The following is an 11,518-nucleotide window of genomic DNA, read 5'->3' as shown; positions in this document are numbered from 1 at the left end:
CGAGCGGGCGCAAACTAGCTTGCAGGCCTGCGCCGATCTAGGTATGCCCGGCTGCGGATAACTCATGGCAGGTCCCAAACACAGCGAGCTCCCGGCCGTCGTGGTCCCGCAGCACCTCTGGCTGCGGAGCCCCCGCCCCGTCCAGGGGAAGGTCGTGCAGTGGGCCGTGCCCGGGGTGCTGATCCTGATCGGGCTGCTGATGTCGACGACCGCGCTGCGGGTCAGCTTCGTGCTCGGGGGCTTCGGCGTGTTCCTGCTGCTGCCGGGCCTGGTGACCAGCCGCCTCGAGGCGCTCGGCCGCGAGGTCCTGGCCGCCGATCGCTCCCGCGCCAGCGAGCTCATCACGGAATTGCCCGAGCGGCCGATCGTCCGCCTGTTCGCGCCGGCGGCATGGTGCTCGCTGCAGCTCGCGCTGCTCAACCTCAAGCTGGGCGACGGCCACGCGGCCGCGGCCGGCTTCGCCGAGACGGCCGAGCTGTGTGGGCAGCCCGAGGCGGTGATGCTGATCAGCGCGCAGGCCCACGCGCACGTGCTCGCCGGCGAGCGCACCAAGGCCCGCGACCTGCTGCAGAAGCTGACGCAGGCCAACCTGCTCGGTCCGCGCGACCAGCTCGACCTCGGCATCGTCCTGCTGATCGAGAGCAAGAAGTTCAAGCAGGCGCTGAGCTACATCGAGAACGCGCGCAAGACGATCGGCGAGCACCCGCGCGTCGTCGCGGCGCAGGCGCTCGCGTTGCAGAAGCTCGAGCGCATCGACGAAGCGTCGGTGCTGCTCGAGCAGGTGCAGATCGCGACCAAGGACGCGACGAACGACTCGGTCGCCGACGACCTGATCAAGCGCGCCCGCAAGGGGCTGCAGGACTACCTCGAGGCGCAGCTCCGCCGCGAGCGTCGCGCCCGCTCGCGGCGCACGACGATCGTGGTGTCGAGCGAGGCCGCGGCCAGCGAGATTGTGTCGGGCGAGATCGGCAGCGGCGGCGAGCCGACTGCCAGCGAGACCGGCATGAACCACGAGGCGCGCTCCGAGGCCGCCGAGCCGACGCGGAGGTTCGCCCCGGCCGAGGCCCCGACGCCGGCGCCCGTGGCTGCGCCGCCGAAGCCGGCCGCGCCGATCGAGCGCGACCCCGACGCGCCGCGCCAGGGTCTCGAGATCGATCTGTTCTCGACGCCGCACACGTCGGCGCCGCCGCTGTCGGAGCTGCTCAAGGACAAGAACAGCGACGACTCGAAGCCTCGCATCGACTCGGTCGCCGCGGCGCTGTCGTCCGAGCTGCCCGCGAAGCCGGCCGCCCCGCCGAGCCTCATCGTGCCCGACATCGGTCACACGCCGCTGCCGGTCGCGCCGCCCGTCATCGGGGCGCCGCGCGTCGGCGGGACGATGCCGTTCACGCCGGGCCCCGCTCCCGAGGTGAAGGCCGCGGCCCCGGCCGCAGCTCCGCCGCCGGCTCCGACCCCGCGGGCGACGTCGCTGTTCATGCCCGGACCCGTGACGCCGCCGGCCGCGACGCCGCCGGAGGCCAAGCCCGACAGCGACGCGCCGACGATGCGCCGGCGACAGACGCTGCTCGGCGTGCGGCCGACGAACGAGCCGAGCAAGCCGCCGGCTCCGAGCTTGCCGTCGCTCAACAACGTCGGCGCACCGCCGCCGCAGGGTCCGTTCGCGCCGGCGATGCCGCGGACCGGGTTGCCCACGCGCGGCACGACGCGGCTCGATCTGCCGGCGATCGGCTCCCAGCCGCCGAACCCCGCCGGCCCCGCGCCGGTGTTCCGCGCGCCGCCGAAGCCGGGGCAGAAGAGCGACGAGAAGAAGGAGTAGCCCGTCGCTCCGCGGTCTCGCGGAGTCGGCGAGCCGTTGCGGCGATTCGCAAGCAGCGACTTTCGGGCTGCTGAAGCGGCTCGACGCGCAAGATGACCGGCATCGAGACGCATCGATGCGGCAGTCGGACACGCCGAGGCGTGACGAGCAGAAGGAGCAGCTCGTCGCTCCGCGGTTCAGCGGAGCCGGCGATTGCGAGCGGCGTCCGGGTTGCTGAAGCGGCTCGCCGCGGCGCAACCCACGAGCCCATACTCAAAATGTGCGAAGGGCCATGTCGCAAGCGACATGGCCCTTCCAACATGCCCGAGAAGGCAGCTCAGCGAATGCCGGCCAGCGGGTCGTCGGTCGACTCGATCTTGGTGGCCTTGTCGTCCTTCTTCTTCTTCGGCTCCGTGGAGGAGGGCGTGCTGCTGCTGCCGCCGCCACTGCCACCGCCGGTGCGGCGATCGGTCTCTTTGATGTGGGCGCCGTGGGTCGCGTCGATCTCGCCGCCCTTGGCGGTGCGGGGGCCCTGCGTGTCGGGCGGGACCTCGCCGCTCTTGATCACCTTGAGCTCGGTGGGCGCGGCCGGCGGGGGCGCCTCTTCGGCGGGCTTGCGGCCCAGGGCGAAGTAAGCACCGGCGCCGCCGAGCACGAGGACGAGGCCGATGATGATGCCGATCTTGCTGCCCGAGCCGCCGCTCTCGACGTCGTCGCCGGAGTCGAACGAGGCGGCGGGCGTCGAGGCGAACGCGGGCGTCGAGGCGAACGCGGGGGCGTCGGCGGGCGGCGAGCTGAACGGGGCCGCCGAGGGCACCTCGCCGAAGGGCGAGACAGGGGCCGCGCTGAACGGCGCGGCGGCGGGCGGCGAGCTGAACGGGGCCGCGGCGGGGGCGGCAGGACGGGCGGGAGCGGCACGAACGGGCTCGGGGGCCGCGTCGTCGAGGTCGTCGCCGGCATCGGCCTCATCGGCATCGGCGTCGTCACCACCGTCCTGAGCGGCGACTGCTTCGAGTTCGGCGTACAGCGCCCGGATCTTCACCTCGAGTCGCTCGACGGCCTGCGTGTGCATGCGGAGCGTGGCGGGATCGCTGGCGGTCTCCAGCGCGTCCTCGTGCTTCTTCCGCTCCTCTTCGAGGCTCTCGAGCCGGGCGAGGGACTCCTGAATCCATTCTTCCGTGGCCATGATTGGGCTTCCGCTTCGGTCAGGCGGCTCGCGCGAGGCAGCGCGGACCACTCGAGGGGATAATACACAGCGTTAGAGGCGCTCCAACTGATTAATTGTGGCCTCTCGCGGCCGTAAGGCGGGGAACGCGTCGACCGAGCGGCCGGTGTGTCACGGCTGGGAGCGTCGTCCCATGCAGTCGCGGCCCCGCGGCTGTGACTTTAATCTCCACGCGGGCGCGACCACGCGACGGGCGCCGGCGGACCGCACGAGGCTGTCGCAAGAGACCTGTCCGATGCAACATGTCCGGACGTACAGAGAGAGCGAGCTGCGCTCGCAGGGCGCTAGGTGCCCTTGCGCAGCTCGGCGAGCACTTGCTTGGCGAGCGCCTTGAGCGTGTCGAACACGCCTTGGCCGTTCGGTGCGATGGCCTCGAACTCGGGGACGCGAGTCGGGTTGAGCGCCGCGGACAGCTCCTCGATCGACATCGCGTTCGGGAGGTCGCGCTTGTTGTACTGCATCACGTACGGGAGCTTGTCGAGGTCGTAGCCCTGCTCCTGCAGGTTGATGCGCAGGTTCTCGAGGCTCTCGATGTTCGCGTCGTAACGGGCGTCCTGCGAGTCGGCGACGAAGCACACGCCGTCGACGCCCTTGAGGATCAGCTTGCGGCTCGCGTCGTAGAACACCTGACCCGGGACGGTGTACAGGTGGAAGCGCGTCTTGAAGCCGCGGATCTCGCCGAGGCTGAGGGGCAGGAAGTCGAAGAACAAGGTCCGCTCGGTCTCGGTGGCGAGCGAGATCATCTTGCCCTTCGCCTCCGGACGCGTCTTGTTGTAGATGTACTGCAGGTTCGTCGTCTTGCCGCAGAGTCCAGGCCCGTAGTAGACGAGCTTGCAGTTGATCTCGCGCGAACTGTAGTTGATGAACGACATCGGTTCTCGCTAGTCGTTGAACAGGTTGTCGATGTCCTGGTCGGTGATCTCCGCGAACGGGGCCGACTGCGTGGTCACCTTCTTGGCCAGAGCCTCGAAGATCGGCACGAGCTCGTCCTGGGCCTTCTTGACGCGGAGACGGACCAGCCCCTGCGTCGTGTTCTTGTCGAACAGCACGACAAGGATGATCCGCCGGCCCACCAGCGACATGTGGATCGACATGCCCTTGCCCTCGTGGAACTGGGCGGTGAACTCGTCCTCGCGCAACAGTTGAGCGATGCCACCGGTCGCCGCGACGTTGCCGGCCACCAGAGAGCTCAACGAGGTCGTGTCGAGGGCGGCGCTGTCGCCCGCGGCGGCGACGAGCTGTCCGTTCTTGTCGATGAGGAGAATCGTTCTCGCTCGCGAGTCCTGATGGAGCCGCTCAGCGATCGCTTGGATCTGCTTCTGCTCCTCTTCATACATCACGAGCTGGGGATTCAGCGGGTTCAAGGGTGAGACTCCTGAGGCTCGACGTGGGGACCCGGACCTATGTCCATGGGCGCCAAAACCGTAACAAAGTCATTCGGGCAAGTCCATCACGGATGGCAGCCTCGAGCGAATGCCGGCGCAACACCTCTCCGGGGCCATGGCCCGACGTTCAGGGTCACGCGAGCGCGCGGCGCTCTGTCCGCGTGACGCGGCCATGGCGCGCGTGGGCATCGGGACCCCGACCGGACCGCGTCCTCACGACGAGTCGTTCCGCGCGCCCTCGGGCCCTACAGCGCGCGCCGATCCGCGAGCGCCCGATTCAAGGTGTTCATGTCGGCGTACTCGAGCTCTCCGCCGACGGCGACCCCGCTGGCGATCCGCGACACCTGCACCCCCAGCGGGCGCAGCAGCTTCGCCAGATACACCGCGGTGGCGTCGCCCTCGACGTTGGGGCTCGTGGCCACGATGACCTCGCGGACGCTGTCACCCTGCAGGCGCCGCAGCAGCTCCTTGACCCGCAGCTCGTCGGGCCCGACGCCGCCGAGCGGGTCGAGTACCCCGTGCAACACGTGGTAAAGCCCGTGATAGGCGCCGGTACGCTCGATGGCCATCCGGTCTTGCGGCTGCGCGACGACGCAGATGATGCCGTGGTCGCGGCGCCGGTCCCGGCAACGCTCGCAGGCGCCGCCGGTACACAGGTCGAAGCAGACCTCGCACAGCCCGAGCTGACGATGGACCCCGGCGATCGCGTCGGCCAGCGCCGCCACGTAGTCGCCGTCGGCCTTGACCAGCGACAGCGCCAGGCGCATCGCGGTCTTCTCGCCGATCCCGGGCAAGCGGGTCAGCAGCGCCGCCAGGCGCTGCAGGGGGTTCTGCGCGTCGTCGCCGGTCACAGCCCGGGGAAACCGCCAGGGCCCATCATCCCCGGGGGAATCAGGTTACCGACCCGCTGCTGCTGCAGCGACTTGGCCTTGTCGAGCGCGTTGTTGACCGCGGCCACGATGAGGTCCTGCACCATCTCCCGGTCCTCGGTCATGGCCGCCGGGGCGAGCTCGATGCTGATGAGCCGCTGGGTCCCCGAAGCCTTGGCCTTCACCAGGCCGCTGCCCGCGCTGCCCTCGACAACCTCGTGATCGAGGTTCTGCTGCATGCTCTCAAGCTGCTGGCGCAAAACCTGCGCCTGCCGCATCATCGCTCCGAGGTCAAACTCGCTCATGATGGGTTCATCCTACTCCGGAAAGCGTCCGGGCACAGGTCCAAAGGCTCGGGAGCCCCTCGTGAGCGCCAATCCTGCGCCCGGATTGCTCACTTGGCCTGCGGCGCGACCAGCGGCCGGACCACCTTGAGCTGACCCTCGAATTGGGCCAGGAGCGCCTGGATCTGCGGGTGCGTGCGGGCTTCCTGCAGCACCTCGGCCTGCAGCGCTTCCTGGCGCTGACGCTCGATCTGGCGCAGCGACGGCGCGTCCGGTAGCGCGGCCTCGCCCTCGATCAGCTCCAGGCGGAACGGCATCCCCATGTGCAGGTGCAGCGCCTCGTCGATCTGGCCGCGGTGCTTCTGGAGCATCTCGCGGTAATAGCTGCTGCCGATCAGGCGGACGACCCCTTCGCCCACCCCGAGCAGCCCGAATTCGGCCAGGAGAGCGAAGATCGCCATCTCCTCGCGGCGCACCCGATTCAAAAATTCCTCCCAGGCGGTGAACGGCGGCAGCGTGGCCCAGGCGATCGTGCCGGTGCCGGTGGCTTCCCGCGGGGTGCCCGGGCAGACGGCGCAGGCCTCGGCCGCCGGGGTTGCCGAAGCCGGCGGAGCGGCAGAGGCGGGCGGAGCGAAGGCAGGGGCGGGCGGGGGCGAGAAGGAGGCAGGGGCCGGCGGCGGGGGCGAGAAGGAGGCAGGGGCCGGCGGCGGCGAGAAGGAGTTGGGGGGCGGCGAGAACGCCGGCGGAGTAAACGGAGCCGATGCCGGTGCCTCAGGTCGCCGCGGTGGGGCCGGGGCCGGCGAGCGGGCGGCCTCTCGCGGCGGGTCGGGCTGGCGTGGCGGCGGGCTTGCCGGCTGCGGCGGGCTTGCCGATTGCGGCGGAGGACCTGAGGGGGCCGAGGTGCTCGAGGGCGGCTTCAGCTGCGCGAGGAACGTGTCGATGTCCGCCGAGGGTGCGCTGGCGCGCTGAGGCGGTCGCGCGGGGAAGTCCGGGGTCGCGCGCTGAGGTCGAGACGCCTCACCGCCGCCGCGCGGTGCTGAACCTCCCGGAGCGAAGCCGCCGCTGTTGCCGCCGGGTCCCGGAGCAGAGATCTGCTCCAGGCGATCGATGAGATCGCCGAGCGGCATGAGCGGCTCGGTGTGGACCAGGTCCAAAAGACCCATCTCGAGCACGAGCCGCGGCACGCGCGTGCGCTGCAGGGCGTCGACGACCCGGGTGAAGCGGTCGAACAGCTGCGACAGCGCGGTCGCGTCGACGCCCGCGGCCTGGCGCGTGAGCTGCTCGAACTCCTGGTCGGAGGCGTCGAGCAGCACGTCGCGACTGCCGGTCAGTTTGACGACCGTGAGGTCGCGGAGGTGCTTGAGCAGCTCCAGCGCGAGGGCCAGGAGATCTTGCCCGGAGGTGAAGATCTCGTCGAAGCGCCGCAGGGTCAGGGTGGCGTCGCGGGCCAGCACCGCCTCGACCAGGCCGGCGACCGCGAGCGTGCTCGGGACGCCGAGCACGACCCGGACCTCCTCGGCGCTGATCTTGCCGGTGTCGCTGGCGAACGCGATGACCTTGTCGAGCAGCGTCAGCGAGTCACGGACCGAGCCGTCGCCGGCGCGAGCGACGGTGTAGAGACCGGCCTCTTCGACGCTCACGCCTTCGCGGGCGAGGATCGACTTGAGGTGGCCGACGAGCTGCGCGCTCGACAGCCGGCGGAAGTCGAAGCGCGACACTCGCGACAGGATCGTCGCCGGCAGCTCGTGGACCTCGGTGGTGGCGAAGATGAAGGTGACGTGCGGCGGCGGCTCCTCGAGCGTCTTCAACAGGGCGTTGAAGGCCGAGCCGGTCAGCATGTGCACCTCGTCGATGATGTAGATCTTCCGCCGGGCGGTCTGCGGCAGGTAGCGGACCTGCTCGCGGATGTTGCGAACGTCTTCGACGCGGTTGTTGCTGGCGCCGTCGATCTCGATGACGTCGACCGAGCGGCCCTCGGTGACCGCGACGCACTCGCTGCACTCGTTGCAGGGGTCGATCGTCGGGCCCTTCACGCACACCAGGCACTTGGCCAGGAGGCGCGCGGCGGTGGTCTTGCCGAGGCCGCGCGCGCCGCAGAACAAATAGGCGTGATGGACCCGGTCGTGGGCGATCGCGTTCGCCAGCGTGCGCGTCACGTGCTCCTGGCCGACGAGGTCGGCGAAGCGCTGCGGGCGGTACTTGCGGGCGAGGACGACGTAGGCCACGGGGGCTCGAACCCTAGCACGGCGGGGGCGCCGGCGGGCTGGCGAGCCTCCGCCGCCCGTGTTAATCAGGAAGGCGTGAACTCGGCGGCCCGCCCGTGCCCGGCCTGCGACGGCCCTCACGCCGACTTCGCGTTCCGCGTCCGCGACTTCGACCACGCCCGCTGCCGCCGTTGCGGCACCGTGTTCGTCACGCCGCTGCCCGACCCGCAGGCGCTCGAGACCCTCTACCTCGCGCCCGACTACCACGGCAGCGCCGAGGGCCAGGAGCAGCGCATGCGGGAGGAGGGCGACGCGCGCGCCGCCATCCTCCGTCGCTTCGGCGTGCGCTCGGTGCTCGAGGTCGGCTGCGGCCCCGGCCACTTCCTCGACGCCTGCCGCGACCTCGGCCTGCAGGTCGAGGGCGTCGACCGCGCTCGCACTGCCGAGGGTCCGCGCCGCCGCGGCCACACCGTCCACGAGGTGTGGTTCTCCGACTTCGGCCCGCCCGCGCCGCGCTTCGACGCCGTGGCGATGTGGGAAGTGGTGGAGCACGTGGCTGACCCAAAGGACATCTTGCTGCAGGCCCGCAAGTGGCTGCGTCCCGGCGGCTTCCTCGCCCTGTCGACGCCGTCGAGCTCGGGCCTGCCGGCGCGCGCGCTCGGGCCTCGTTTCCCGATGGTGATCCCGCCCGACCACCTGTCGCTGTTCAGCCGCCGCGGCCTGCAGACCCTGCTCGGCGCCGCCGACTTCGACCCGGTCCGCTGGACCAGCTTCTCCGGCCTCGACCGCGCGGCCCTCAGCCGCGGCTTCCAGCGCTTCGTCCTCGGCAGCTCGCTGCCCGCCCGCGCCGTGTCCGCCGGCCTCGCCCTGGCCGCCGAACCGGTCGCCCGCCTGGTCGACCGCGCCGGCCTCGGCACGGGCTTCGAGGTCTACGCGGTCGCACGCTGAGCCGCGACTGAGTCGACAACACCGACGCGTGCGATGCTCCGCAAGTGTCCGAGCCGACCCTCTCGACGCTGCTGGCCGTCCTCGGAGGCCTCGACGCTGCGAGCACCATCGCCGCCTACTGCGCGCGAGGCCCCGCCAGCGTCCGCGAGTTTCTCGCCGCGCTCCTGACCGAGAACCGTCTCACCACCGCCAGGGGCCCGAGCCGCCGCGCGATCGAGAACGACGCTCACGCGTGCTTGATGAAGCTCGTCGAGAGCTACCCGCAAACATTTTTAAAAGAAGTACGCGAGCATCCGGCGACCATCGATCGGGCCGAGGTCGTCAGCGCGCTCGCCAAAATCCCCGGCGCGGACGCGGCCGAGCTCCTGATGGCCGCGCTCGGCCATCGCAAGGGCACGATCCGCTGGCACGCTCTCTACGCGTTGCTCTCGCGCGGCCAGGTCGAGGTCGCCCCGCGACTGGCGAAGTTGCTGCTCGACCGCGACGGCGCGGTGCGTGAGACCGCCGTCGAGGGCCTGCGTCGCTGGGGGACCGCCGACGATCTGCCGGCGCTCGTCGCCTACACCGCCCGCGTCGCCACGCACGACCGCAACGCCCCGCTCGACGCCGTCGAGACGATCTGCGTCCGCGCGGGTCAACCTCTGCCGGCCTCTCACCCGGGCGCGCGGCTCGAGGTCTTCACGGTCCGCGGCCAGGTCACGATCGAGGTCCCTCGGAGCGCGCTCGTGTCCGCCGGCGACCCGCTGGGCACCGTCGACGGCGCGCCGCTCCTCGCCCCGTGCGACGGCGTCTTCATCGCCGCGGATCGCGACTCCGAACACACCCGCGTGACGCTGCGGCGCCTCGTGCCCTGAGCGACCCATCCGCTGGTACGCCGACGAGAAGTCACTCGCCCTTGCGTCGCGGCCCACGCCACCACGCGCCGAGCTGCACCAGCTCGGCGAAGGCCAGCCCGATCGGCGACGCGATCAGCCCCACGAGCCCCGCACCGAACCCGAGGATCAGCGCTCGCCCCGCGAGCCCCCCGAGGTCCCACGCCAGCAGCCCGCGCGGGTCGGCGGCCACCTGTGACTGCCGGCCGATCGTGTTGGCGAGGCGCAGCCCGGCGAACGGCACGCTCCACAAGATCAGCACTCCGGTCTGCGCCGACACGTCCCAGCCGATCGCCCTGTCGACCACCGCTGCCGCGGGCGCCCATGCGAACAGCAGGCCCACCGCCGCGACCGCTCCTGCACCGGCGACTCCGCCGAGCACCGCCCAGCGCCGCAACGCCGCGTGGGCGCGCGCGGGATCGCCGGCCGAGGCTCGCAGCGCCACCACGGTCGCCGCGGCCGACGGCACCATGATCGCGGCGTTGACGAACAGGTAGGCGTAGTTCAGCCGCGCGAACCCGCCGACGGCGAACAGGTGCGACAGCGCCGCGTCGAGCAGCCCGAGGTTGGCGTACACCAGGGCGTCGACCAGCAGCGCGGTCGTCCTCCCGGGTGTCTCATGGGGCATGTCCTTTGTAGCATGTCCTCCTGGACAGCGAGCCGCCGGCCACACCCCGACCACCCCGACCGCCAGCCCCGCCACCAGCCCGAGCGAGGGTCCGAGCGCCCCGCCCGGCAGCAGCGTCGCCCCTGCGATCGTCCCCAGCGGGATGCCCCACTCGAGCGCGAAGCCGCGGCGCTCTCGTCCGGCCCGCTCGGCCAGGGCGCGCAGCGCCGAGCCGTGGACCGCCAGGCCCACGCCGAGCGCGAACACCCACACGGTCGGGTTGGCCCACGCGCGCGGCCCGACGATCGCCAGCAGCGCGGCCACGCCGGCGACGGCCATCGCCAGGCTGACCCATCGTTCCTGTCGCAATAGTACTGTCCCGAGGACCTCTCGGGGCGCGGGGAACCACCGCGACCGGTAGAGCGACAGGCCGACCATGCGCGCCGCCGAGACCGCGACCAGGCCGCGGAAGAACAGGTCGGCCGCGCCGCTGGCCCGCAGCTCGCGGGCGATCAAGAACTCGCGGGTGGCCCCGAGCAGCAGCGTCACGACCGACAGCCCGGCCATCCACACGAACGCCGACGCGTGTCCGCGCGGGGCCTGCTGTCGCGCCTCGCTCACCGCGCGTCACTCGCCCGGCCGTTCACTACCGCACCCTCTCGAAGGCCACGCGCGCGAGGATCCGGTCGCAGCCGACCAGGCGGAAGTCCCACTCGGGGTGCGTCGCCCAGAACTCTTCGAATGCGCGCAGCTCGTGGTTGCGGTCGGCGAACTCGTCAAAAAGCAGATATGTCCCGACGGACATGTGCGGCTGAAGCGCCTGCAGGGCCGTGCGCGTCGAGCTGTAGAGGTCGGCGTCGAAGTGCAGCACCAGCCGCTCGTGCGGCGGCACCACGAACGCGGGCAGCGTCGCGTCGAACCAGCCCTTGACGAACGACACCCGCCCGTCGCTCACCACCGGCGCCGCGCCCCCGGTCGCGAACGTGCCCTTGCGGTCGATCGCCGTCCAGTCCTCGGGCAGGCCCTCGAAGCTGTCGAAGCCGACGAAGCGGCAACCTGTCCCCGAGAGCAGCTCGGCCCAGCGCGCGATCGACTCGCCGCGGTGGACGCCGAACTCGAGGTAGAGCACCTGCGCCTCCCCGAGCTCGCGCGCGATGTTTTCATAGATCTCGAACCGATGCGCCACACGCCGCGACGTGTCGAACCCGCGGGCCGCCATCCACCGCCCGACCTCGACGTAGTTGATCGTCGCGTTGAGGTTGTGAACTGTCCGCGAGGACAGGCGAGCACCGACCCGCGTCAGCATCTCTTTAATAAAGCGCGCCGCCA

The 11,518-nt window shown here is 71.2% G+C and carries 11 protein-coding genes; 3 read left to right on the top strand and 8 right to left on the bottom strand.

Going from position 1 to position 11,518, the window contains the following annotated elements; all coding sequences use genetic code 11:
• Positions 1 to 64 precede the first annotated feature (64 nt).
• Positions 65 to 1,816: a hypothetical protein gene (locus OV090_RS23280; protein WP_267706397.1), complete on the top strand. Its 1,752-nt coding sequence runs from the start codon at positions 65 to 67 to the stop codon at positions 1,814 to 1,816.
• 316 nt (positions 1,817 to 2,132) lie between these two features.
• Here OV090_RS23280 and OV090_RS23275 read toward each other — a convergent pair whose 3' ends face one another.
• The 6 genes from OV090_RS23275 to dnaX all read right to left on the bottom strand — a co-directional run bounded on the left by OV090_RS23275 (position 2,133) and on the right by dnaX (position 7,783).
• On the bottom strand, positions 2,133 to 2,981 hold the full coding sequence (locus tag OV090_RS23275; protein ID WP_267706394.1) for a hypothetical protein: 849 nt from the start codon (positions 2,979 to 2,981) through the stop codon (positions 2,133 to 2,135).
• 323 nt (positions 2,982 to 3,304) lie between these two features.
• Complete coding sequence (locus OV090_RS23270; RefSeq protein ID WP_267706392.1) at positions 3,305 to 3,892, bottom strand: GTPase domain-containing protein; 588 nt, start codon at positions 3,890 to 3,892, stop codon at positions 3,305 to 3,307.
• A gap of 9 nt (positions 3,893 to 3,901) precedes the next feature.
• Entirely contained in the window at positions 3,902 to 4,357 is a 456-nt protein-coding gene (locus OV090_RS23265; RefSeq protein WP_346660397.1) for a roadblock/LC7 domain-containing protein, read from the bottom strand.
• Between the two features lie 293 nt (positions 4,358 to 4,650).
• Positions 4,651 to 5,256: a recombination mediator RecR gene (recR, locus tag OV090_RS23260; RefSeq protein ID WP_267706390.1), complete on the bottom strand. Its 606-nt coding sequence runs from the start codon at positions 5,254 to 5,256 to the stop codon at positions 4,651 to 4,653.
• Positions 5,253 to 5,579: a YbaB/EbfC family nucleoid-associated protein gene (locus OV090_RS23255; RefSeq protein ID WP_224197196.1), complete on the bottom strand. Its 327-nt coding sequence runs from the start codon at positions 5,577 to 5,579 to the stop codon at positions 5,253 to 5,255. Before OV090_RS23255 ends, recR begins: the two co-directional genes overlap by 4 nt.
• A gap of 89 nt (positions 5,580 to 5,668) precedes the next feature.
• The gene (gene dnaX / locus OV090_RS23250; RefSeq protein ID WP_267706388.1) at positions 5,669 to 7,783 is read right to left on the bottom strand and encodes a DNA polymerase III subunit gamma/tau; all 2,115 of its coding nucleotides are present in this window, start codon (positions 7,781 to 7,783) and stop codon (positions 5,669 to 5,671) included.
• Between the two features lie 75 nt (positions 7,784 to 7,858).
• On the opposite strand from dnaX, the gene OV090_RS23245 reads away from it, so the two are divergent.
• Both OV090_RS23245 and OV090_RS23240 read left to right on the top strand, forming a co-directional pair.
• On the top strand, positions 7,859 to 8,710 hold the full coding sequence (locus tag OV090_RS23245) for a class I SAM-dependent methyltransferase (protein WP_267706387.1): 852 nt from the start codon (positions 7,859 to 7,861) through the stop codon (positions 8,708 to 8,710).
• 44 nt (positions 8,711 to 8,754) lie between these two features.
• On the top strand, positions 8,755 to 9,564 hold the full coding sequence (locus OV090_RS23240; protein ID WP_267706385.1) for a HEAT repeat domain-containing protein: 810 nt from the start codon (positions 8,755 to 8,757) through the stop codon (positions 9,562 to 9,564).
• Between the two features lie 31 nt (positions 9,565 to 9,595).
• Here OV090_RS23240 and OV090_RS23235 read toward each other — a convergent pair whose 3' ends face one another.
• Positions 9,596 to 10,810, bottom strand: coding sequence for a hypothetical protein (locus OV090_RS23235; RefSeq protein ID WP_267706383.1), 1,215 nt, complete (start codon positions 10,808 to 10,810; stop codon positions 9,596 to 9,598).
• Between the two features lie 25 nt (positions 10,811 to 10,835).
• The gene (locus OV090_RS23230; RefSeq protein ID WP_267706381.1) at positions 10,836 to 11,495 is read right to left on the bottom strand and encodes a TylF/MycF/NovP-related O-methyltransferase; all 660 of its coding nucleotides are present in this window, start codon (positions 11,493 to 11,495) and stop codon (positions 10,836 to 10,838) included.
• Positions 11,496 to 11,518: the final 23 nt, after the last annotated feature.

It is taken from the genome of Nannocystis sp. RBIL2 (assembly GCF_026626745.1).
Classification (GTDB): domain Bacteria; phylum Myxococcota_A; class Polyangia; order Nannocystales; family Nannocystaceae; genus Nannocystis.
This window is presented reverse-complemented; position numbering and strand designations above follow the sequence as displayed.